This is a genomic window from Pseudomonas sp. X10 (genome assembly GCF_054889225.1).
Genome location: NZ_CM142677.1, coordinates 4,018,940 through 4,041,365, shown reverse-complemented (window position 1 = coordinate 4,041,365; position 22,426 = coordinate 4,018,940). Strand labels below are relative to the sequence as shown.

The following is a 22,426-nucleotide window of genomic DNA, read 5'->3' as shown; positions in this document are numbered from 1 at the left end:
CACGACGGACGTTACGACCGGGGTCAGCCGTTGGAGCAGCCGTTACCCATCACGCGGTATTCGAGAATGTGCTTCTGGCCCTTGGAGTCCTCGTAGGTCATGCGGGCTGGCACGACTTCGCAAACGTTCGGGACTTCGCTCATGGAGAGGACGCGGGCGATGTCCAGGTGCTGCGAGTAACTGTACTGTTCAACCGGAATCTGCTCGGCATCTTGTGTAACTTCGTCGGCCATTGCCGCGCTGCAAAGACCGCCAAGTACCAATACCAGTAAAGCTTTCATTTTCAATTTACCTGTCTAAGGTCGTGAAGGAGTGCGCGGCGCTTGTGGCGCCACGGTGCATCTGGAGTTTCAACTATCGGGGGTTATCTGCGGATTAACATGCCTTCGTGGGGGCTGTTACCAAAAGTTAATCGCCTTGCCGTTGCTGGCGGAAGGAAGTTTATGCCTCGCTAATTGAGGGAAACAGAGTGGGTTTTGATAAAGTTTTTTTGCCTTTTGACTGAATCTGTAACAATCCGTCTGGCAAGGCGCTTCGATTTCCCTTTCCAGGCCTTGCAGGCCCTGAGTTAGAGCGCTCGGGCAGGGCGGTGCGGAAAAAAGAGGGGACTGCTACTACCATCGTCGAATGGTCTTTGCCGCTCTGGTACAGTTACAAACGGTTCCATACAAAAACAACTATTACACCGAGGTAACACAGATGAGTGCGGCTCCACTGTATCCCGTTCGTCCTGAGGTTGCGGCCAAGACCCTGACCGACGAGGCCACCTACAAGGCCATGTACCAGCAATCGGTGATCAACCCGGATGGCTTCTGGCGCGAGCAGGCTCAGCGCCTGGACTGGATCAAGCCGTTCACCAAGGTCAAGCAGACGTCCTTCGATGACCATCACGTCGATATCAAGTGGTTCGCCGACGGCACCCTGAACGTTTCCTACAACTGCCTGGACCGTCACCTGGAAGAGCGTGGCGACCAGGTGGCAATCATCTGGGAGGGCGACGACCCTTCCGAGCACCGCAACATCACCTACCGCGAGCTGCACGAGCAAGTGTGCAAGTTTGCTAACGCCCTGCGCGGCCAAGATGTGCACCGTGGCGATGTGGTGACCATCTACATGCCGATGATCCCTGAGGCCGTGGTGGCCATGCTCGCCTGTGCTCGCATCGGCGCGATCCACTCGGTGGTGTTCGGCGGCTTCTCGCCGGAGGCCCTTGCCGGGCGCATCATCGACTGCGAGTCCAAGGTCGTGATCACCGCCGACGAAGGCCTGCGTGGCGGCCGTCGTACACCGCTCAAGGCCAACGTCGACCTGGCCCTGACCAACCCTGAAACCAGCAGCGTGCAGAAGATCATCGTGTGCAAGCGCACCGGTGGCGAGATCGCTTGGCACCAGCACCGCGACATCTGGTACGAAGACCTGATGAAGGTCGCCTCCAGTCACTGCGCACCGAAGGAAATGGGCGCCGAGGAAGCGCTGTTCATCCTCTATACCTCCGGCTCCACCGGCAAGCCCAAGGGCGTGCTGCACACCACTGGCGGCTACTTGGTCTATGCCGCGCTGACCCACGAGCGGGTGTTCGACTACCGTCCGGGGGAAATCTATTGGTGCACCGCCGACGTCGGCTGGGTCACCGGCCACAGCTACATCGTCTATGGCCCGCTGGCCAATGGCGCCACCACGCTGCTGTTCGAAGGCGTGCCGAACTACCCGGATATCACCCGCGTGTCGAAGATCATCGACAAGCACAAGGTCAACATCCTCTACACCGCCCCGACTGCGATCCGCGCAATGATGGCCGAGGGGCAGGCCGCCGTGGCCGGTGCCGATGGCTCCAGCCTGCGCCTGTTGGGTTCGGTGGGCGAGCCGATCAACCCGGAAGCCTGGAACTGGTACCACCAGACCGTCGGCAAGGAACGCTGCCCGATCGTCGACACCTGGTGGCAGACCGAAACCGGCGGCATCCTGATCAGCCCGCTGCCGGGCGCCACGGCGCTCAAGCCGGGTTCGGCGACCCGTCCGTTCTTCGGCGTGGTGCCGGCGCTGGTGGATAACCTGGGCAACCTGATCGAGGGTGCCGCCGAAGGCAACCTGGTGATTCTCGATTCCTGGCCGGGCCAGTCGCGTTCGCTGTACGGCGACCACGACCGTTTCGTCGACACCTACTTCAAGACCTTCCGGGGCATGTACTTCACCGGTGACGGCGCGCGCCGCGACGAGGACGGCTACTACTGGATCACCGGTCGCGTGGATGATGTGCTCAATGTCTCCGGCCACCGCATGGGCACCGCCGAGATCGAGAGCGCCATGGTCGCCCACTCGAAAGTCGCCGAAGCGGCGGTGGTGGGTGTGCCGCACGACATCAAGGGGCAGGGCATCTATGTCTATGTCACCCTCAATGCCGGCGTGGAGGCGAGCGAAGCCTTGCGTCTGGAGTTGAAGAACTGGGTGCGCAAGGAGATCGGGCCGATCGCCTCGCCAGATGTCATCCAGTGGGCGCCGGGCCTGCCCAAGACTCGCTCGGGCAAGATCATGCGGCGTATCCTGCGCAAGATCGCCACAGCCGAGTACGATGCTCTGGGTGATATCTCGACCCTGGCCGACCCGGGTGTGGTGCAGCACCTGATCGACACCCACAAGACCATGAACGTGGCTTGAGCCGGGCAGGCTCGGCTCATGTGATCGGCGCGATACCGGCAGGAGCCAGCGTTAGCTGGCTACTGCATCCCGACAAGAACCCCGCCACTGCATCCGGCGGGGTTTTTGCATTCTGTTACTTCGACATTCATCGGTAACCTTTCTGTGTCACCGATGACGCTCGCAAACGGGGCATAGGGAAACGCTTGTGTCTGAATGTGGTGCGTTTTGAGGGCCGATTTCGTCACTGCGCCACGCTGTGCTTGCCGGATTACAAGGCTTTGCCAATAATAGGCCCAGTTATTGCTTGATCAGCAGGTTGTTTTTCTTTTGCTCTTGCATATTGTGCGTGAGCTGTCAATATCGCCGGCCGCGGTTTCAGGCGCTTCTGTAAGTAGTTGTCGCTTTGAAGAAATATCGACTTCCAAGCTGTGGTTAAAATGCCACTCACTCGCTCGTGGTCTGCGACCTTGGTCGAAACCCTGCGGCTCGCGTTGTACCCATTCGCATATCGGGCAGTAGTACTTCCTGCCTTGTGTTGCCCTATACCGATGGAGTTACCAGATGAAGAAACTCGCACTGCTTGGCGCGCTGGCGCTGTCTGTGTTTTCCCTGGCATCGCTGGCCGATGAGAAACCGCTGAAAATCGGTATCGAGGCCGCCTACCCACCTTTCGCCTTCAAGCAGCCTGACGGCAGCATCGCCGGCTTCGACTACGACATCGGCAACGCCCTGTGCGAAGAGATGAAAGCCAAGTGCACCTGGGTCGAGCAGGAGTTCGATGGTCTGATCCCGGCGCTGAAAGTGCGCAAGATCGACGCCATCCTGTCGTCCATGTCGATCACCGAGGACCGCAAGAAGTCGGTTGATTTCACCAAGCGCTACTACCTGACTCCGGCGCGCCTGGTCATGAAGGAAGGCGTTACGGTCAGCGACAGCCTGGACGAACTGAGCGGCAAGAAGATAGGCGTACAGCGTGGCTCGATCCACGACCGCTTCGCCAAGGAAGTCCTGGCACCCAAGGGCGCCACTGTCGTGCCATACGGCACCCAGAACGAAATCTACCTGGATGTCGCCGCCGGCCGCCTCGACGGCACCGTCGCCGATGCCACCCTGCTTGAAGACGGTTTCCTCAAGACCGACGCCGGCAAGGGTTATGCTTTCGTAGGCCCGGCCTTTACCGATGCGAAGTACTTCGGTGACGGCATTGGTATCGCTGTACGCAAGGGCGACCAAGCCAATGTCGACCGCATCAATGCGGCCATCGACGGGATCCGCGCCAATGGCAAGTACAAAGAGATCCAGGATAAGTACTTCAACTTCGACATCTACGGCCCTGACGCGCAGTAAGCAGTAAATCGTCGGGTTTCACCTGTGTAATGGTGCAAACAGCAGAGGCTCTGAGGTTTGCACCATTTTTTCATTCCCAAGGTCGAGGACCTCATCATGTTGAAAGGCTACGGGGCAGTCATCCTCGACGGGGCGTGGCTGACGCTGCAACTCGCCCTGTCGTCCATGGCCCTGGCCATCGTGCTCGGTCTGATCGGTGTGGCGCTGCGCTTGTCGCCGGTGCGCTGGCTGGCCTGGCTGGGCGATATGTACGCCACGGTGATCCGTGGCATTCCGGACTTGGTGCTGATCCTGCTGATCTTCTACGGCGGCCAGGATGTGCTCAATCGCGTCGCGCCACTGTTCGGTTATGACGACTACATCGACCTAAACCCGCTCATGGCCGGTATCGGCACCCTGGGCTTCATCTTCGGTGCGTATCTCTCGGAAACCTTCCGCGGCGCCTTCATGGCCATCCCCAAAGGGCAGGCCGAGGCCGGCATGGCCTATGGCATGAGTGGCATGCAGGTGTTCTTCCGCATCATGGTGCCGCAGATGATCCGCCTGGCGATCCCGGGCTTCACCAACAACTGGCTGGTCCTGACCAAGGCGACGGCGCTGATCTCGGTGGTCGGCCTGCAGGACATGATGTTCAAGGCCAAGCAGGCGGCTGATGCCACCCGCGAGCCTTTCACCTTCTTCCTGGCGGTGGCGGGCCTGTACCTGGTGATCACCAGTGTCTCGCTGCTGGCCTTGCGTTACCTCGAGAAGCGCTATTCGGTTGGCGTAAAGGCGGCTGAGCTATGATCTTCGATTACAACGTGGTCTGGGAGGCGCTTCCGCTGTACTTCGGCGGGCTGCTGACCACCCTCAAGCTGCTGGCATTCTCGCTGTTCTTCGGCCTGCTGGCGGCCATTCCTCTGGGTCTGATGCGTGTTTCCAAGCAACCGCTGGTGAACCTGACGGCGTGGCTCTACACCTATGTGATCCGCGGCACACCGATGCTGGTGCAGCTGTTCCTGATCTACTACGGCCTGGCCCAGTTCGAGTTCGTTCGCCAGAGCTTCCTCTGGCCTTGGCTGTCCAGCGCCACCTTCTGTGCCTGCCTGGCTTTCGCGATCAATACCAGCGCCTACACCGCCGAGATCATCGCCGGCAGCCTCAAGGCGACGCCCCATGGCGAGATCGAAGCAGCCAAGGCGGTGGGCATGTCGCGCATCAAGATGTACCGCCGCATCCTGCTGCCTTCGGCCCTGCGCCGGGCGCTGCCGCAGTACAGCAACGAGGTGATCATGATGCTGCAAACCACCAGCCTGGCGTCGATCGTCACCTTGATCGATATCACGGGTGCGGCGCGCACGGTCAATGCCCAGTACTACCTGCCTTTCGAGGCCTATATCACGGCGGGCGTGTTCTACCTGTGCCTGACCTTCATCCTGGTGCGCCTGTTCAAGATGGCTGAGCGCCGTTGGCTTGGCTACCTGGCGCCGCGCAAGTCCTGATGGCGGCGGCACTACTTTCGCGCCGGGCTCCGGCTCAAGACTGATCGCTTTGTGAGAACCGACAGCATGTACAAACTCCAAGTCCAAGACCTGCATAAACGCTATGGCAGTCACGAAGTACTCAAGGGTGTCTCCCTGGCGGCCAAGGCTGGCGACGTGATCAGCATCATCGGCTCCAGCGGGTCGGGCAAGTCGACCTTCCTGCGCTGCATCAACCTGCTCGAGCAGCCCCATGCCGGCAGGATCCTGCTCAACAACGAAGAGCTCAAGTTGGTGGCGAACAAGGATGGCGCGCTCAAGGCCGCCGATCCCAAGCAACTGCAGCGCATGCGTTCGCGCCTGTCGATGGTGTTCCAGCATTTCAATCTGTGGTCGCACATGACCGCGCTGGAAAACATCATCGAGGCACCGGTGCATGTGCTGGGCATGAGCAAGAAGGACGCGCTGGAAAAGGCCGAGCACTACCTGGCCAAGGTGGGGGTCGCGCACCGCAAGGATGCCTATCCCGGGCATATGTCCGGTGGCGAGCAGCAGCGCGTGGCGATTGCCCGGGCCCTGGCCATGGAGCCGGAGGTGATGCTGTTCGACGAGCCGACCTCGGCGCTCGACCCCGAGCTGGTGGGTGATGTGCTCAAAGTCATGCAGGCGCTCGCCCTGGAGGGCCGCACCATGGTCGTGGTCACCCATGAAATGGGCTTTGCCCGCGAGGTCTCCAACCAACTGGTGTTCCTGCACAAGGGAGTGGTGGAGGAGAGTGGCAACCCGCGTGAGGTACTGGTCAATCCGCAATCGGAGCGTTTGCAGCAGTTCCTCTCTGGCAGCCTAAAGTAAAGACTGCCGCTTTGCACCAGAATAGGGCATGCTGCGCAACTGGCGCAGCCTGACCCGGCGCCACCGTCCGCCCTATGGGGCGTGTTGAATGACTTCAGGTTTCGGACCGCACCCTATGACCACCCAGCGAATCGGTTTTCTCATTTGGCCCAGCACCAAGGCGTTGACCCTGGCGCTCGCCGAGGAAGTGTTGCGGGTTGCCCAGAAGGTGCATCCGGAGGTGGTCTACGAGCTGGCCTTTCTCCAGGCCGAAGCGCCGGAGGAAGGTGCCTGGCGTTTACCGGGCGAGGCTTGGGTCGGCCGCCTGGAAGGTTGTCAGAAGCTGTTCCTGCTGGCGGACGAGCCGCCCTTGAGCGTGGGGACTGCACTGGCGGCGGCGCTCAAGCAGCAGGCGCGCAGCGGTTGCATGATCGGCGGGCTGTCCGCCGGTGTCTATCCGCTGGCGCAGTTGGGTCTGCTCGATGGCTACCGGGCGGCGGTGCACTGGCGCTGGCAGGATGATTTCGCCGAGCGCTTTCCCAAGGTCATTGCCACCAGCCATCTGTTCGACTGGGACCGTGACCGCCTGACCGCCTGTGGTGGCATGTCGGTGGCCGACCTGTTGCTGGCGGTGCTGGCCCGCGATCACGGTGCCGAGCTGGCGGGCGCGGTGTCGGAGGAGTTGGTGGTCGAGCGCATCCGTGAAGGTGGCGAGCGCCAGCGCATCCCGTTGCAGAATCGTCTGGGCTCGAGCCATCCGAAGCTGACCCAGGCCGTGCTGTTGATGGAAGCCAATATCGAAGAGCCGCTGACCACCGACGAAATCGCCCAGCACGTCTGCGTGTCGCGTCGCCAGTTGGAGCGTATCTTCAAGCAGTACCTGAATCGGGTGCCGAGCCAGTATTACCTGGAGCTGCGCCTGAACAAGGCGCGGCAGATGCTGATGCAGACCAGCAAGTCGATCATCCAGATCGGGCTGTCCTGTGGCTTCTCTTCCGGCCCTCACTTTTCCAGCGCTTACCGCAACTTCTTCGGCGCTACCCCGCGTGAAGACCGCAACCATCGGCGTAGCAGCAGTCCGTTCGAGCTGAGTTCGGTTCCTGCCGAGCGCGGCTGAAACCCGGCGCAGTATCTGTAGGCGCGGCATCAGGCTTCAAGAAGGGCTCGGCATCTCCCCGGCGGTCCCCGCAGCGTTTAAACTGCGCGATTGCGACACTGTTTGTCGCATTGCCGAAAGCCTTGGTAAAACAGGGTTTGGCGCTGTAAGAAGTTGTCGCTTGGCGACAAGGACAGCCGCCGTTCAGTCCTTACAATCCCCCCATCGCTCGCCACTTCCAGGCCAGCGTTCCTCTTCAGGAGACTCCGATGTCCGTTGAGCAAGCTCCGGTGCAACGTGCCGATTTCGACCAGGTCATGGTTCCCAACTATTCCCCGGCCGCCTTCATTCCTGTGCGCGGCGCGGGTTCCCGAGTCTGGGACCAGTCGGGCCGCGAGCTGATCGACTTTGCCGGCGGCATCGCGGTGAATGCACTCGGGCATGCTCATCCGGCACTGGTCGCGGCCCTGACCGAGCAGGCCAATACCCTCTGGCACGTGTCCAACGTCTTCACCAACGAGCCGGCCCTGCGCCTGGCCCACAAGCTGGTGGACGCGACCTTCGCCGACCGTGCCTTCTTCTGCAACTCCGGCGCCGAGGCCAATGAGGCCGCGTTCAAGCTGGCCCGCCGTGTTGCCCACGATCGTTTCGGCCCTGAGAAGCACGAGATTATCGCCACCGTAAACAGCTTCCACGGTCGCACCCTGTTCACCGTCAGCGTCGGTGGCCAGCCCAAGTACTCCGATGGTTTCGGGCCTAAGATCACTGGCATCAGCCATGTGCCGTACAACGATCTGGAGGCGCTCAAGGCACAGATCTCCGACAAAACCTGCGCCGTAGTGATCGAACCTATCCAGGGCGAAAGCGGTGTGGTCCCGGCTGACAAGGCCTACCTCGAAGGCGCGCGCAAGCTGTGCGATGAGCACAATGCCCTGCTGATCTTCGACGAGGTGCAGACGGGGGTTGGTCGCACTGGCGAGCTCTACGCTTACATGCACTACGGTGTTACCCCTGACATCCTGACCAGCGCCAAGAGCCTGGGCGGCGGGTTCCCGATCGGCGCGATGCTGACCACCGCCGAACTGGCCAAGCACCTGGCGGTCGGCACCCACGGCACCACCTACGGTGGCAACCCGCTGGCTTGCGCAGTAGCCAACGCGGTGCTGGACGTGGTCAATACCCCGGAGGTGCTGGCGGGTGTCAAGGCCAAGCACCAGCGCTTCAAGGCCCGCCTGGAGCAGATCGGCCAGCAGTACGGCCTGTTTACCCAGGTTCGTGGCGTCGGCCTGCTGATCGGCTGCGTTTTGACCGATGCCTGGAAGGGCAAGGCCAAGGACATCCTCAATGCAGCCGAGAAAGAAGACGTCATGGTGCTGCAGGCCGGCCCGGACGTGGTGCGCTTCGCCCCGAGCCTGGTGGTCGAAGACGCTGACATCGATGAAGGCCTGGCTCGCTTCGAGCGCGCCGTGGCCAAGCTGACCCAGGCCTGATCGGCCTGCGGTTCTGTCGCTGGCCTCGATGCAGGCCGGCGATGACCGAATTCCAGCGCAGGTGCCCTGAGTGCCTGCTGTTTTTCCGTGCCGACTCCGTTGGCCCGCTTTCCCGAAAGGAGTGACACCATGCTGGTGATGCGCCCCGCGCAAATGGCTGATCTGAGTGAAGTGCAGCGTCTGGCTGCGGACAGCCCCATTGGTGTCACGTCCTTGCCGGACGATACCGGCCGTCTCGGCGACAAGATCGCCGCTTCGGAAACCTCCTTCGCCGCCGAGGTCAGCTTCAATGGTGAAGAGAGCTACTTCTTCGTCCTCGAAGACAGCAGCACCGGCAAGTTGGTCGGTTGTTCGGCGATCGTTGCCTCGGCCGGCTATTCCGAGCCGTTCTACAGCTTCCGCAACGAGACCTTCGTGCATGCCTCGCGTGAGCTGAAGATCCACAACAAGATTCATGTGCTTTCGCAGTGCCATGACCTGACCGGCAACAGCCTGCTGACCAGCTTCTATGTGTTGCCGGAGCTGGTGAACACGGCCTGGGCCGAGCTCAACTCCCGTGGGCGCCTGTTGTTCATGGCGGCGCACCCGGAGCGGTTCGCTGACTCGGTGGTGACCGAGATCGTTGGCTACAGCGACGACCAGGGCGAGTCGCCGTTCTGGGATGCCATCGGCCGCAACTTCTTCGACCTCAACTATGCCGCGGCCGAGCGCCTGTGCGGCCTGAAGAGCCGGACCTTCCTCGCCGAGCTGATGCCCCATTACCCGATCTACGTGCCGCTGCTGCCGGACGCTGCCCAGGAAGCCATGGGTCAAGTGCACCCGCGAGCGCAGATCACCTTCGACATCCTGATGCGCGAAGGCTTCGAGACCGACCACTACATCGATATCTTCGACGGTGGGCCGACCCTGCACGCGCGGGTCTCCGGCATTCGCTCGATCGCCCAGAGCCGCGTCGTGCCGGTCAAGGTCGAGGCCAGCGCAGTCAAGGGCGGGCGCCCTTACCTGGTGTGCAATGGCCAGTTGCAGGACTACCGCGCGGTGCTGCTGGAGCTGGACTGGGTGCCCGGCAAGCCCGTCAGCCTGACCCCGGAAGCCGCCGAAGCCCTGGGCGTCGGCGAGGGTGGCAGCGTCCGCCTGGTCGCCGTTTGATGCCAGTGGCCGGATAGCCCAGCCAGGGCCCGGAGCAGAGTTTCGCGGCAGGCACAGACCGCCGCCCAAGGAGATAGCATGATCGTTCGTCCTGTACGCAGCAGCGATTTACCCGCGCTGATCGATTTGGCACGCAGCACCGGGACCACCGGGCTGACCACCTTGCCGGCCAACGAAGAGCGCCTGGGACACCGGGTCGGTTGGGCCGAGAAGAGCTTCCTTGGCGAAGCCGAGCGTGGCGACACTGACTACCTGTTCGTGTTGGAGGACGACGAGGGCCAAGTGGTCGGCATTTCCGCCATCGCCGGCGCGGTGGGCTTGCGCGAGCCCTGGTACAACTACCGGGTCGGCCTGACCGTCAGCGCTTCCCAGGAGCTCAACATCTACCGTGAGATCCCGACCCTGTTCCTGGCCAATGACCTGACCGGCAACTCCGAGCTGTGCTCGCTGTTCCTGCGCAGCGACTACCGCAACGGCCTCAATGGCCGCCTCCTGGCCAAGGCGCGGCTGCTGTTCATCGCCGAGTTCCCGGAGTTGTTCGGCAACAAGATCATCGCCGAGATGCGTGGCATGTCCGACCTGGCCGGCCGTTCGCCGTTCTGGGAAAGCCTGGGGCGGCACTTCTTCAAGATGGAATTCAGCCAGGCCGACTACCTCACCGGGGTAGGCAACAAGTCGTTCATCGCCGAGCTGATGCCCAAGTTCCCGCTCTACACCTGCTTCCTTTCCGAGGCTGCGCGCAACGTTATCGGCCGTGTTCACACCGACACGGAACCTGCGCTGGCCATGCTCAAGAGCGAAGGGTTCAGCTACCAGGGCTATGTGGACATTTTCGACGCCGGCCCTGCGGTCGAGTGCGAGACCGGCAAGATCCGCGCGGTGCGCGATAGCCAGACGTTGGTGTTAGCTGTCGGCACCCCTGGCGACGATGCCACGCCGTTCATCATTCATAACCGCAAGCGCGAGGATTGCCGCATCACTGCGGCGCCCGCGCGCCTGGCGGCCGGCACCCTGGTGGTCGATCCGCTGACGGCCAAGCGCTTGCGCCTGGGCGTCGGCGACCATGTGCGCGCCGTCCCATTGTCTGCTAGCCGGGAGGGCAAGTAATGACTACGCATTTCATCGCCGGCCAATGGCAGGCAGGGCAGGGCGAGGCGCTGCAATCGTTGAACCCGGTCAGCCAGCAGGTTATCTGGCAGGGCCAGGGCGCCAGCGCGGCGCAAGTCGATGCTGCCGTACAGGCGGCGCGGCAGGCATTCCCGGCTTGGGCACAGCAGAGCCTGGAGGCGCGCATCAGCGTGCTGGAAGCCTTCGCGGAAAAACTCAAGGCCAATGCCGAGGCGCTGGCCCGTTGCATCGGGGAGGAAACCGGCAAGCCGCTGTGGGAGTCGGCGACCGAAGTGACCAGCATGGTCAATAAAGTGGCGATCTCGGTACAAAGCTACCGCGAGCGTACCGGTGAAAAGAGCGGCGCACTGGCTGATGCCACTGCGGTGCTGCGGCACAAGCCCCATGGCGTGGTGGCCGTGTTCGGCCCCTACAACTTCCCAGGCCACTTGCCCAACGGTCATATCGTGCCGGCGCTGCTGGCCGGCAACTGCGTGGTGTTCAAGCCGAGCGAGCTGACGCCCAAGGTCGCCGAATTGACGGTCAAGTGCTGGATCGACGCCGGCCTGCCGGCAGGGGTACTCAACCTGGTCCAGGGGGCACGCGAAACCGGTGTCGCTCTGGCCGCCAACCTAGGGCTGGATGGCTTGTTCTTCACCGGCTCCAGCCGTACCGGCAACCTCCTGCACCAGCAGTTCGCCGGGCGTCCGGACAAGATCCTGGCCCTGGAGATGGGTGGCAACAACCCGCTGGTGGTTGACCAGGTCCAGGACCTGGACGCGGCGGTCTACACCATCATCCAGTCCGCATTCATTTCCGCCGGCCAGCGTTGCACCTGCGCCCGTCGCCTGCTGGTGCCGGAGGGGGCCTGGGGCGATTCGCTGCTCGGGCGCCTGGTCGAGGTGTGCAAGGGCATCAGCGTCGGTGCCTTTGACCAGCAGCCAGCGCCGTTCATGGGCTCGGTGATTTCCCTGGATGCCGCCCGGGCATTGCTCGCAGCCCAGGCCGAACTGCTCGGCAAGGGAGGCGTAGCGCTGCTGGGCATGACCCAACTACAGGCCAACGCTGCGTTGCTGACCCCTGGCATCATCGATGTCACCGCTGTGGCAGAACGTCCGGATGAGGAATTCTTTGGTCCACTGCTGCAGGTCATCCGCTACAGCGATTTCGATGCCGCCATCACCGAGGCCAACAACACTCAGTACGGGCTGGCCGCGGGCCTGCTGTCCGACTCCCGCGCGCGCTACCAGTACTTCTGGCTGCGCAGCCGCGCCGGCATCGTCAACTGGAACAAGCAACTGACCGGCGCTGCCAGCAGCGCGCCCTTCGGTGGCGTCGGTGCCAGCGGCAACCACCGTGCCAGCGCCTACTATGCCGCCGACTATTGCGCCTACCCTGTGGCCTCGCTGGAGACCCCCAGCCTGGCCCTGCCGGCGACCTTGACGCCGGGCGTCACCCTATAACAACAGGTCTCGGAGCCTAGCCGATGAAATCCTATGAAGTGAATTTTGATGGTCTGGTGGGACCTACGCACAACTATGGCGGGCTGTCCTACGGCAACGTGGCCTCGCAGAGCAACAGCCAACAGGCTTCCAACCCCCGTGAGGCCGCGCGCCAGGGCCTGGCGAAGATGAAGGCGTTGATGGACATGGGCTTCACGCAGGGCGTGCTCGCCCCGCAGGAGCGCCCCGATGTGGCTGCCCTGCGCCGCCTGGGTTTCACCGGCAACGACGCCGACGTGATCCAGCGTGCGGCGAAGGACGCCATGCCCCTGCTGGTGGCCAGTTGCTCGGCTTCGAGCATGTGGGTCGCCAACGCCGCCACCGTCAGTCCGAGTGCCGATACCGAGGATGGGCGCGTGCACTTCACCGCCGCCAACCTCAACTGCAAATACCATCGCAGCATTGAGCACCCGACCACCAGCCGTGTGCTCGGCGCGATGTTCGCCGATGACAAGCACTTCGCCCATCACGCCGCGCTGCCGGCGGTGGCCCAGTTCGGCGACGAGGGGGCGGCCAACCACACGCGGTTCTGCCGCGCCTACGGTGAGGCGGGAGTCGAGTTCTTCGTCTATGGCCGCAGTGCCTTCGACAGCCGCTACCCGGCGCCGCAGAAGTACCCGGCGCGCCAGACTTTGGAAGCCTCTCAGGCGGTGGCCCGGCTGCATGGGCTGCGCGAGGACGGGGTGGTCTACGCTCAGCAGAACCCCTCGGTGATCGATCAGGGGGTGTTCCACAACGATGTGATCGCGGTAGGCAACGGCGAAGTACTGTTCTATCACCAGGACGCGTTTCTCGAGACCGAAGCGGTGCTTGCCCAGCTGCAGGCTAAACTGGCCAGCAAGGGTGGTAATTTCCAAGCCATCTGTGTGCCGCGCTCGGCGGTGACGGTAGAGGATGCGGTGCGTTCCTACCTGTTCAACAGCCAGCTGCTGACACGTGCTGACGGGGCGATGCTGCTGGTGGTGCCGGAAGAGTGCCGCAACAACGAGCGGGTCTGGAGCTACCTGTCGCAACTGACCAGCCAAGGTGGCCCGGTCAAGGAGGTCAAGGTGTTCGACCTCAAGCAGAGCATGCAGAACGGCGGTGGCCCGGCTTGCCTGCGTTTGCGCGTGGCCCTGAACGAATCGGAACTGGCGGCGGTCAATCCAGGCGTTATCATGACCGCGCCGCTGTACGACACGCTGGTCCAGTGGGTCGACAGGCATTACCGCGACCGCCTGGGCGAGGCTGACCTGGCCGACCCGCAGTTGCTGGTTGAATGCCGCACGGCACTGGATGAACTGACCCAGATCCTCAAGCTGGGTTCGGTCTATCCGTTCCAACGCCAACCTTGAAGAGAGAATTCGACATGTCCGATGCCCTGCGCCTGATCCTTGAAGACGACGACGGCACTCAGCTGGAAACATCCTGCACCCGCTTTGCGGTGGTCTGGCAAGGCAAGGAGGTATGGATCCAGCAGGATGGCCGTGGCCAGCTGCTGATCGGCGTCGATGTCGAAGAGAACGACACCGAGTATGCCAACCTGCTGCTGCGTCCGATGGCCACCAACCTGGTCAGCCTGCAGCTGGAAATGGAGCCGGCGGATGCCGGTGATGACGATCACGTCCACGGCCCTGACTGTGGTCACCACCACTAAGGATTCGCCTATGCTCGCCCTCGGCAAACTGCTTGACCTGACCCTGGCCGACCACGAACCGGCCGAGAAGACGCAAGTGACGGTCGAGGGCGTGCGCCTGCGGTGGTTGGGCGTGGGTGCCCTGGAGGTGCGTCCGCCCGAGGCCCGTGACAATGGCATGGACCTGTTGCTGTCGGCGGGTATCCATGGCAACGAGACCGCTCCGATCGAGTTGCTCGACGAGTTGCTGCACGGTGTGGCGCGAGGCGACATCAAGCCGCGCGCACGGGTGCTGTTCCTGTTTGGCAACCCAGAGGCGATACGCAAGGGCGAACGCTACGTGGAGCAGGACATCAACCGCCTGTTCAATGGCCGTCATGAGCTGTCCAGCGGCGCCGAGGCCCTGCGTGCCGCTGAGTTGGAGCAGTTTGCCAGGCAGTTCTTCAGCCTACCGGACCGCACCCGCCTGCATTACGACCTGCATACGGCCATTCGTGGCTCGAAGATCGAGCAGTTCGCCCTGTACCCCTACAAGGAAGGGCGCCTGCATTCCCGGCGCGAACTGGCCCGCTTGCGCGCCGCGGGCATGGAGGCGGTGTTGCTGCAGAGCAAGCCGTCGATCACCTTCAGCGCCTTCACCTATGAGCAACTGGACGCCGAGGCCTTCACCCTGGAACTGGGCAAGGCGCGCCCCTTCGGGCAGAACCAGCAGGTCAACCTCGACCGCCTGGAAACCCGCCTGAAGCAGTTGATCGAAGGCAACGAGCCGGAGGCTGACGAAGGGCTCGATGGCCTGCAACTGTTCAGCGTTGCCCGTGAAATCATCAAGCACAGCGACAGTTTCCACCTGCATCTGCCGGCGGATATCGAGAATTTCTCGGAGTTGAGCAAAGGCTACCTGCTGGCCGAGGACCTGGCCGAGACACGTTGGATCGTCGAGGAGGAGGGGGCCCGTATCATCTTCCCCAACCCCAAGGTCCGCAACGGCCTGCGGGCGGGGATTCTCATCGTGCCCGATTCGGGTCAGCAACTGGGCTGACGTCTCAGGCTACCGGGGTATGCCTTGGAGGAGCCTGTCTCTCTTGAGGTATGCGCCTGGCGACCCTCATGCAACCCCCGCGATGGACCACATTTTCCCCTGCTGATTGGATCCCTTGCGAGATGAAAGTCGTTTCATCCGCTGCCCCTTGCCATTTTCCCTTCCCCTCGGCAGTTTTAGCATCCTGGCAGGCCCATAAACCGCCCAATCGACGGTTTCTATCGCATAAACACACTGCACCGAGATTGCAGGACCGATATAATGCGGCCCTTTGCCGTCGTTTCGTCAATTTGACGCACGCACTTGCCTCAGGCCGCCGTTTCCGTGGAAGAACCTATGAAAAGCGCAGAAATCCGTGAAGCCTTCCTTCGCTTCTTCGAAGAGCAGGGACATACCCGAGTTGCCTCCAGCTCCCTGATTCCGAACAATGACCCGACCCTGCTGTTTACCAATGCCGGCATGAACCAGTTCAAGGACTGCTTCCTGGGCCAGGAAAAGCGCGCCTATACTCGTGCCGTCAGCAGCCAGAAGTGCGTGCGCGCCGGTGGCAAGCACAACGACCTGGAAAACGTCGGCTACACCGCGCGTCACCACACGTTCTTCGAAATGCTGGGCAACTTCAGTTTCGGCGACTATTTCAAGCGCGATGCGATCACTTTCGCCTGGACCTTCCTGACCTCTGAAAAGTGGCTGAACCTGCCCAAGGAAAAGCTCTGGGTCACGGTCTACGAAAGCGACGATGAAGCCTACGACATCTGGACCAAGGAAATTGGCGTGCCAGCCGAGCGCATGGTGCGCATCGGTGACAACAAGGGCGCCCCGTACGCTTCCGACAACTTCTGGACCATGGGCGACACCGGCCCATGCGGCCCATGCACCGAGATCTTCTACGACCACGGCGCGGACATCTGGGGTGGCCCGCCCGGTTCGCCAGAGGAAGACGGCGACCGCTATATCGAGATCTGGAACAACGTGTTCATGCAGTTCAACCGTACTGCCGGTGGCGTCCTGCACCCGCTGCCGGCACCTTCGGTGGATACCGGCATGGGCCTGGAGCGCATCAGTGCGGTCATGCAGCATGTGCATTCGAACTACGAGATCGACCTGTTCCAGAACCTGCTCGCTGCAGCGGCCAAGGCCATCGGCTGCAGCAACGATGGCCAGCCGTCGCTCAAGGTGGTCGCTGACCACATCCGTTCCTGCGGCTTCCTGATCGCTGACGGCGTGCTGCCGTCCAACGAAGGCCGCGGCTATGTGCTGCGCCGCATCATTCGCCGCGCTTGCCGTCATGGCAACAAGCTTGGCGCCAAGGGCAGCTTCTTCTACCAGATCGTCGCCGCCCTGGTGGCCGAGATGGGCGAGGCCTTCCCTGAGCTCAAGTCCCAGCAGGCGCACATCGAGCGCGTGCTCAAGACCGAGGAAGAACAGTTCGCCAAGACCCTGGAGCAGGGCCTGAAGATCCTCGAGCAGGACCTGGCCCAGCTCAAGGGCGACGTGGTGCCGGGCGACGTGGTGTTCAAGCTCTACGACACCTATGGCTTCCCCATGGACCTGACCGCCGACATCGCCCGCGAGCGCAGTCTGACCATCGACGAGGACGGCTTCGAGCGCGAGATGGAAGCCCAGCGTGAGCGCGCACGTTCCGCCAGCGCCTTCGGCATGGACTACAACAGCCTGGTCAAGGTCGACGTCGCCACCGAATTCACTGGCTACAGCACCACTGAAGGCCTGGCCAGGGTCGTTGCCCTGTACAAGGACGGCCAGGCCGTCGAGCAACTGGCCGAGGGCGAGGAGGGTGTGGTCGTCCTGGACCGTACACCGTTCTATGCCGAGTCCGGCGGCCAGGTCGGCGACACCGGCTACCTGCAGGCGTCCGGCGTACGCTTCGATGTGCGTGACACCACCAAGACTGGCGGCGCCTTCCTGCACCATGGCGTGGTCGCCAGCGGCGCGCTGAGCGTCGGCGCTGAGCTCCAGGCCCGCGTCGATGCCGACGTGCAGAAGGCCACTTCGCTGAACCACTCGGCGACTCACTTGCTGCACGCCGCGTTGCGCCAGGTGCTGGGTGACCATGTACAGCAGAAAGGCTCGCTGGTCGACAGCCAGCGCCTGCGTTTCGACTTCAGCCATTTCGAAGCGATCAAGCCGGAGCAGATCAAGGCCCTGGAAGACATCGTCAACCGCGAAGTGCGCAAGAACTCCGAAGTGCAAACCGAAGAGACCGATATCGACACCGCCAAGCGCAAGGGAGCCATGGCCCTGTTCGGCGAGAAGTACGGCGATACCGTGCGCGTACTGAGCATGGGCGGCGACTTTTCGGTCGAGCTGTGTGGCGGCATCCATGCCAAGCGCACGGGCGATATCGGCCTGTTCAAGATCATCAGCGAAGGCGGCGTGGCCTCCGGCGTGCGCCGTATCGAGGCGATCACTGGCGCTGCGGCGCTGGCTTACCTCAACGGTGCCGAAGAGCAACTCAAGGAAGCCGCGCAACTGGTCAAGGGCAGTCGCGACAACCTGATCGACAAGCTGTCGGCTGTGCTCGAGCGCAACCGTCAGCTGGAAAAACAGCTGGAACAGCTGCAGGCCAAGGCCGCCAGTGCCGCCGGGGACGATCTCTCCAATGGCGCGGTGGAGGTCAAGGGCGCCAAGGTGCTCGCCGCTCGCCTGGATGGCCAGGACGGCAAGGCCCTGCTGGCGCTGGTCGATCAGCTGAAGAACAAGCTCGGCCGCGCAGTGATCCTGCTCGGCAGTGTGCATGAGGGCAAGGTCGTGCTGGTTGCCGGCGTGACCAAGGACCTGACCGGCCAACTCAAAGCCGGTGATCTGATGAAGCAGGCCGCTGCGGCGGTGGGAGGCAAGGGCGGCGGCCGTCCGGACATGGCCCAGGGCGGCGGTGTCGACGCCGCGGCGCTGGACAGCGCCCTGGCCCTGACCGTGCCTTTCGTCGAGCAAGGTCTTTGAGATGCCCGTGGCCTGCCGCCCAGTGGTAGGCCACGGCATGATGGATTGTTTATTGGGTGCCCTTCGTGGGCTGAGGCGGCTTTGAAATGGCGTTGATCGTACAGAAATTTGGCGGCACCTCTGTCGGCTCCATCGAGCGGATCGAGCAGGTTGCCGACAAGGTCAAGAAATTCCGTGAAGCCGGCGATGACCTGGTGGTCGTGCTGTCGGCCATGAGCGGAGAAACCAACCGCCTGATCGGCCTGGCCAAGCAGATCACCGATCAGCCGGTTCCTCGTGAGTTGGACGTGATTGTCTCGACCGGCGAGCAGGTGACTATTGCCCTGCTGGCCATGGCCTTGATGAAGCGAGGGATTCCGGCGGTGTCCTACACCGGCAACCAGGTACGGATCCTCACCGACAGCGCGCACAACAAGGCGCGCATCCTGCAGATCGACGACCAGAAGATCCGTGCCGACCTCAATGCCGGCCGCGTGGTTGTGGTGGCGGGTTTCCAAGGTGTGGACGAGCACGGCAACATCACCACCCTCGGGCGTGGCGGTTCCGACACCACCGGTGTGGCCCTGGCAGCGGCGCTCAAGGCCGATGAGTGCCAGATCTACACCGACGTCGATGGTGTCTACACCACCGATCCCCGTGTGGTGCCTCAGGCCCAGCGGCTGGAAAAGATCACCTTCGAAGAGATGCTGGAAATGGCCAGCCTCGGTTCCAAGGTGCTGCAGATCCGTGCCGTCGAGTTTGCCGGTAAGTACAACGTTCCGCTGCGCGTGCTGCACAGCTTCCAGGAGGGTCCGGGTACCCTCATTACCATTGATGAAGAGGAATCCATGGAACAGCCGATCATTTCCGGCATCGCTTTCAATCGCGATGAGGCCAAGCTGACCATTCGTGGCGTACCGGATACCCCGGGCGTTGCTTTCAAGATCCTCGGCCCGATCAGTGCCGCGAACATCGAAGTCGATATGATCGTGCAGAACGTCTCGCACGATAACACCACCGACTTCACCTTCACCGTACACCGCAACGAGTACGAGAAGGCGCACAAGGTGCTGGAAAACACCGCGCGTGAGATCGGCGCCCGTGAAGTGATCGGTGACACCCATATCGCCAAGGTTTCCATCGTCGGTGTCGGCATGCGCTCCCACGCGGGCGTTGCCAGCCGCATGTTCGAAGCCCTGGCCAAGGAGGGTATCAACATCCAGATGATCTCCACCTCGGAGATCAAGGTGTCGGTGGTCATCGAAGAGAAGTACCTGGAGCTGGCCGTGCGTGCCCTGCACACCGCTTTCGAACTGGACGCCCCCGCCCGACAGGGCGAGTAAGGCGTTGCCTGGAGGGGCGCGGCTTGCCGCGCCCTTCGCGTTTCTGTCTGGTGCAGATAATCCTGTCCTTTTGTCTGCGCCGGCCGATACCTAGGTCAGACGTCCGCCCCGCTTCGGAGGAGGGGCGTCGATCTTCTTACAGACTGTTGTCCCTGAATTGTTTTGCTTGAGGAGAAAGCTATGTTGATTCTGACTCGTCGGTGCGCCGAGAGCCTGATCATTGGTGACGGTGAGATCACCGTGACTGTGCTGGGTGTGAAAGGAAATCAAGTGCGCATCGGTGTCAGCGCCCCGAAGGAAGTCGCCGTCCACCGCGAGGAAATCTACCTGCGGATCAAGAAAGAGAAGGACGAAGAACCAAGCCTTTAATTTTTATCGATTTTTTTTTGAAAAAGGGTTTGCAAACGGGGAAAGCTCTGGTTATTATACGCCCCGTGTTGCGGAGAGGTGGCCGAGTGGCCGAAGGCGCTCCCCTGCTAAGGGAGTATACCTCACAAGGGTATCGGGGGTTCGAATCCCCCCTTCTCCGCCATTATTCATTTAGGGCGCTGTAATCTGGATTGATCGCTAAGTCGTTGAAATTAAACGAAAAAGTGATTGATAAATCAGTTAAGCGAACTATAATGCGCGGCAAGACACGGACTCATAGCTCAGCTGGATAGAGTACTCGGCTACGAACCGAGCGGTCGGAGGTTCGAATCCTCCTGAGTCCGCCATATAATGAAGCTGTTTTGAACATAGAAGCAGCTTTATTTCCACCAGTGGTAACCTGGTCTAAAACTACCAACTACGGACTCATAGCTCAGCTGGATAGAGTACTCGGCTACGAACCGAGCGGTCGGAGGTTCGAATCCTCCTGAGTCCGCCATAAAATGAAGCTGGTTTGATCATCGAAGCAGCTTTGTTCAACCAGTGGTAACCTGGTCTAAAACTACCAACTTGCACTCATAGCTCAGCTGGATAGAGTACTCGGCTACGAACCGAGCGGTCGGAGGTTCGAATCCTCCTGAGTGCACCATACGACGAAGAGCCCGCTCCTGAAGCGGGCTTTTTGCTTTTCGGCGATTCATTGTTTTGTCAGCATGATGCGTCAGGCTTTCTCGGGATCGGGAATGCTCCTCTCTGATTTTTTCGCACTGCAGTGTGTTCTTTTGTTTGCGTCCGCCGTCGCACTGATGGCCTCGAGCGTTGTCACAGCTTTATCGCGCAAACGATTGTTATGGCCAAAAATTTAAGCGCCCAGGCCGCGCAGGCGGTGTATGATTGCGCCCGTCAGCCCCGCCGGGGCTTGTGGAATACCACCATGGACTTACCCAGTAGTTACTCAATAGCCCGATTTGCCAAGCAAGATCTGACCGATTGATTCTCCCGGCGTGCTCCGCTGCTGGGAGTGGAGTTCGCCTATGACCGAAATCGAAGTAAAGAAAGCTCAAGAGAGCCTGCAGGATCGCCTGGCCCAAGTGGTCGAGTTGCTGCAGCGTCAGCGTGTGGTCGAAGACCTCACCCACCGCCAGGAAGGTCATCACCAGGATTTGGTGGAAAACCTGGTTCACCGGCAGAACCTGGTCGAGTTGCAACGCAAACTCGATGACCTGCACTCTGCCGACGTCGCCTACATCCTCGAAGCCCTTCCTTTGGACGACCGCCTCACCGTGTGGCAGTTAGTCAAGGCTGAGCGTGACGGTGACATTCTCCTGGAAGTGTCTGACGCGGTTCGGGAAACCCTGATCGCCGACATGGATGACCACGAGCTGCTTGCGGCGGCCAAGGAGATGGACGCCGACGAGCTGGCCGACCTGGCGCCGGAACTGCCGCGCGACGTCGTTCATGAGCTGATGGAAAGCCTCGATGCCCAGCAACGTGAGCGTGTACGTTCGGCGCTGAGCTATGACGAGGAGCAGGTTGGTGCGCTGATGGACTTCGAGATGGTGACCATCCGCGAGGATGTCAGTCTCGAAGTGGTGCTGCGTTACCTGCGCCGTCTCAAGGAACTGCCGAGCCATACCGACAAGCTGTTCGTGGTCGATTACGACGGCGTCCTCAAGGGGGTGCTGCCGATCAAGCGCCTGCTGGTCAACGATCCGGAGAAGAAGGTCGCGGATGTCATGGCCAGTGACCCGGTGAGCTTCCACCCTGATGAGGATGCCTACGACGCGGCGCAGGCCTTCGAGCGTTATGACCTGATTTCGGCCCCGGTGGTGGACAAGAGCGATCGTCTGATCGGTCGCCTGACTATCGACGAAATGGTCGACCTGATTCGGGAAGAGAGCGAGAGCGAAGTGCTGAACATGGCCGGTCTGCGCGAAGAGGAAGACATCTTCGCCTCGGTCTGGCGTTCGCTGCGCAACCGTTGGGCCTGGCTGGCCATCAACCTGATCACCGCCTTCCTGGCATCGCGGGTGATCGGCTTGTTCGAGGGTTCGATCGAGAAGCTGGTGGCACTGGCAGCGCTGATGCCGATCGTGGCGGGCATCGGTGGCAACTCGGGCAATCAGACCATCACCATGATCGTCCGGGCTATGGCCCTGGACCAGGTAAGCCCTGGCAATACCTCGCGGCTGATGCGCAAGGAGCTGGCGGTGTCGTTGCTCAATGGCCTGATCTGGGGAGGCGTGATCGGTGCGGTGGCCTATGCGCTGTACGACAGCTGGTCACTAGGCTTGGTGATGACTGCGGCCATGACCCTCAACCTGTTACTGGCAGCCCTGATGGGGGTGTTGATTCCCATGACCCTGACGCGTCTGGGGCGTGATCCGGCCATGGGGTCCAGCGTGATGATCACGGCCGTGACCGACAGTGGCGGGTTCTTCATCTTTCTTGGCCTGGCGACCCTGTTCTTGCTCTGAGCTGCCAGGTGTGCTCAAAAGAGA

The 22,426-nt window shown here is 61.8% G+C and carries 18 protein-coding genes and 4 tRNA genes; 21 read left to right on the top strand and 1 reads right to left on the bottom strand.

The annotated features are described in order from the left end of the window. Positions 1-23: 23 nt before the first annotated feature. A complete protein-coding gene (locus ACYU03_RS18330; protein ID WP_461886048.1) occupies positions 24-281 on the bottom strand; it encodes a DUF2790 domain-containing protein in 258 nt (85 codons plus the stop codon). Between the two features lie 418 nt (positions 282-699). Between ACYU03_RS18330 and acs the strand changes: the two genes are divergently transcribed. The 21 genes from acs to mgtE all read left to right on the top strand — a co-directional run bounded on the left by acs (position 700) and on the right by mgtE (position 22,402). After that, a complete protein-coding gene (gene acs / locus ACYU03_RS18325) occupies positions 700-2,655 on the top strand; it encodes an acetate--CoA ligase (protein ID WP_461886047.1) in 1,956 nt (651 codons plus the stop codon). 543 nt (positions 2,656-3,198) lie between these two features. After that, entirely contained in the window at positions 3,199-3,984 is a 786-nt protein-coding gene (locus tag ACYU03_RS18320) for an ABC transporter substrate-binding protein (RefSeq protein ID WP_461886046.1), read from the top strand. Between the two features lie 96 nt (positions 3,985-4,080). Then, entirely contained in the window at positions 4,081-4,770 is a 690-nt protein-coding gene (locus ACYU03_RS18315; RefSeq protein ID WP_461886045.1) for an ABC transporter permease, read from the top strand. Continuing rightward, complete coding sequence (locus ACYU03_RS18310; RefSeq protein ID WP_461886044.1) at positions 4,767-5,465, top strand: ABC transporter permease; 699 nt, start codon at positions 4,767-4,769, stop codon at positions 5,463-5,465. The genes ACYU03_RS18315 and ACYU03_RS18310 overlap by 4 nt, the downstream gene beginning before the upstream one ends. 66 nt (positions 5,466-5,531) lie before the next feature. Continuing rightward, a complete protein-coding gene (locus ACYU03_RS18305) occupies positions 5,532-6,296 on the top strand; it encodes an ABC transporter ATP-binding protein (protein ID WP_461886043.1) in 765 nt (254 codons plus the stop codon). A gap of 115 nt (positions 6,297-6,411) precedes the next feature. Next, positions 6,412-7,392 (top strand): transcriptional regulator ArgR, encoded by a 981-nt coding sequence (gene argR, locus ACYU03_RS18300; protein WP_461886042.1) that lies wholly within the window; start codon positions 6,412-6,414, stop codon positions 7,390-7,392. 248 nt (positions 7,393-7,640) lie between these two features. Continuing rightward, positions 7,641-8,861, top strand: a complete 1,221-nt coding sequence (locus ACYU03_RS18295; protein WP_461886041.1) for an aspartate aminotransferase family protein — start codon at positions 7,641-7,643, stop codon at positions 8,859-8,861. 129 nt (positions 8,862-8,990) lie between these two features. Next, the gene (gene aruF, locus ACYU03_RS18290; RefSeq protein ID WP_461886040.1) at positions 8,991-10,010 is read left to right on the top strand and encodes an arginine/ornithine succinyltransferase subunit alpha; all 1,020 of its coding nucleotides are present in this window, start codon (positions 8,991-8,993) and stop codon (positions 10,008-10,010) included. Between the two features lie 78 nt (positions 10,011-10,088). After that, positions 10,089-11,117 (top strand): arginine N-succinyltransferase, encoded by a 1,029-nt coding sequence (astA, locus tag ACYU03_RS18285; RefSeq protein ID WP_461886039.1) that lies wholly within the window; start codon positions 10,089-10,091, stop codon positions 11,115-11,117. Continuing rightward, positions 11,117-12,580: a succinylglutamate-semialdehyde dehydrogenase gene (gene astD / locus ACYU03_RS18280; RefSeq protein ID WP_461886038.1), complete on the top strand. Its 1,464-nt coding sequence runs from the start codon at positions 11,117-11,119 to the stop codon at positions 12,578-12,580. Before astA ends, astD begins: the two co-directional genes overlap by 1 nt. A gap of 23 nt (positions 12,581-12,603) precedes the next feature. Continuing rightward, positions 12,604-13,953 carry an N-succinylarginine dihydrolase gene (astB, locus tag ACYU03_RS18275; protein ID WP_461886037.1) on the top strand — a complete coding sequence of 450 codons (1,350 nt, stop codon included), beginning with the start codon at positions 12,604-12,606 and terminating at the stop codon, positions 13,951-13,953. A gap of 14 nt (positions 13,954-13,967) precedes the next feature. Continuing rightward, positions 13,968-14,255, top strand: coding sequence for a topoisomerase II (locus tag ACYU03_RS18270; protein WP_461886036.1), 288 nt, complete (start codon positions 13,968-13,970; stop codon positions 14,253-14,255). A gap of 10 nt (positions 14,256-14,265) precedes the next feature. After that, entirely contained in the window at positions 14,266-15,273 is a 1,008-nt protein-coding gene (gene astE / locus ACYU03_RS18265) for a succinylglutamate desuccinylase (protein ID WP_461891494.1), read from the top strand. A 336-nt stretch (positions 15,274-15,609) separates the two neighbouring features. Continuing rightward, positions 15,610-18,234, top strand: coding sequence for an alanine--tRNA ligase (gene alaS / locus ACYU03_RS18260; protein WP_461886035.1), 2,625 nt, complete (start codon positions 15,610-15,612; stop codon positions 18,232-18,234). An 86-nt stretch (positions 18,235-18,320) separates the two neighbouring features. Next, positions 18,321-19,556, top strand: coding sequence for an aspartate kinase (locus tag ACYU03_RS18255; protein WP_461886034.1), 1,236 nt, complete (start codon positions 18,321-18,323; stop codon positions 19,554-19,556). Positions 19,557-19,736: 180 nt separating this feature from the next. Further along, a complete protein-coding gene (gene csrA, locus ACYU03_RS18250; RefSeq protein ID WP_003254503.1) occupies positions 19,737-19,925 on the top strand; it encodes a carbon storage regulator CsrA in 189 nt (62 codons plus the stop codon). A gap of 72 nt (positions 19,926-19,997) precedes the next feature. Next, positions 19,998-20,088, top strand: a tRNA-Ser gene (locus ACYU03_RS18245). Positions 20,089-20,195: 107 nt separating this feature from the next. After that, a tRNA-Arg gene (locus tag ACYU03_RS18240) sits at positions 20,196-20,272 on the top strand. A 75-nt stretch (positions 20,273-20,347) separates the two neighbouring features. Then, positions 20,348-20,424 (top strand) — tRNA-Arg (locus tag ACYU03_RS18235). 73 nt (positions 20,425-20,497) lie between these two features. Continuing rightward, positions 20,498-20,574 (top strand) — tRNA-Arg (locus ACYU03_RS18230). 385 nt (positions 20,575-20,959) lie between these two features. After that, complete coding sequence (mgtE, locus tag ACYU03_RS18225; protein WP_461886033.1) at positions 20,960-22,402, top strand: magnesium transporter; 1,443 nt, start codon at positions 20,960-20,962, stop codon at positions 22,400-22,402. Positions 22,403-22,426 lie beyond the last annotated feature (24 nt).

Coding starts and splice junctions, on each gene's coding strand:
- astD (WP_461886038.1), top strand. CDS start 11,117: ATGACTACGCATTTCATCGCCGGCCAATGGCAGGCAGGGCAGGGCGAG.
- ACYU03_RS18315 (WP_461886045.1), top strand. CDS start 4,081: ATGTTGAAAGGCTACGGGGCAGTCATCCTCGACGGGGCGTGGCTGACG.
- acs (WP_461886047.1), top strand. CDS start 700: ATGAGTGCGGCTCCACTGTATCCCGTTCGTCCTGAGGTTGCGGCCAAG.
- astB (WP_461886037.1), top strand. CDS start 12,604: ATGAAATCCTATGAAGTGAATTTTGATGGTCTGGTGGGACCTACGCAC.
- ACYU03_RS18330 (WP_461886048.1), bottom strand. CDS start 281: ATGAAAGCTTTACTGGTATTGGTACTTGGCGGTCTTTGCAGCGCGGCA.
- ACYU03_RS18320 (WP_461886046.1), top strand. CDS start 3,199: ATGAAGAAACTCGCACTGCTTGGCGCGCTGGCGCTGTCTGTGTTTTCC.
- astA (WP_461886039.1), top strand. CDS start 10,089: ATGATCGTTCGTCCTGTACGCAGCAGCGATTTACCCGCGCTGATCGAT.
- ACYU03_RS18255 (WP_461886034.1), top strand. CDS start 18,321: ATGGCGTTGATCGTACAGAAATTTGGCGGCACCTCTGTCGGCTCCATC.
- argR (WP_461886042.1), top strand. CDS start 6,412: ATGACCACCCAGCGAATCGGTTTTCTCATTTGGCCCAGCACCAAGGCG.
- ACYU03_RS18305 (WP_461886043.1), top strand. CDS start 5,532: ATGTACAAACTCCAAGTCCAAGACCTGCATAAACGCTATGGCAGTCAC.
- mgtE (WP_461886033.1), top strand. CDS start 20,960: ATGACCGAAATCGAAGTAAAGAAAGCTCAAGAGAGCCTGCAGGATCGC.
- csrA (WP_003254503.1), top strand. CDS start 19,737: ATGTTGATTCTGACTCGTCGGTGCGCCGAGAGCCTGATCATTGGTGAC.
- ACYU03_RS18310 (WP_461886044.1), top strand. CDS start 4,767: ATGATCTTCGATTACAACGTGGTCTGGGAGGCGCTTCCGCTGTACTTC.
- astE (WP_461891494.1), top strand. CDS start 14,266: ATGCTCGCCCTCGGCAAACTGCTTGACCTGACCCTGGCCGACCACGAA.
- ACYU03_RS18270 (WP_461886036.1), top strand. CDS start 13,968: ATGTCCGATGCCCTGCGCCTGATCCTTGAAGACGACGACGGCACTCAG.
- ACYU03_RS18295 (WP_461886041.1), top strand. CDS start 7,641: ATGTCCGTTGAGCAAGCTCCGGTGCAACGTGCCGATTTCGACCAGGTC.
- alaS (WP_461886035.1), top strand. CDS start 15,610: ATGAAAAGCGCAGAAATCCGTGAAGCCTTCCTTCGCTTCTTCGAAGAG.
- aruF (WP_461886040.1), top strand. CDS start 8,991: ATGCTGGTGATGCGCCCCGCGCAAATGGCTGATCTGAGTGAAGTGCAG.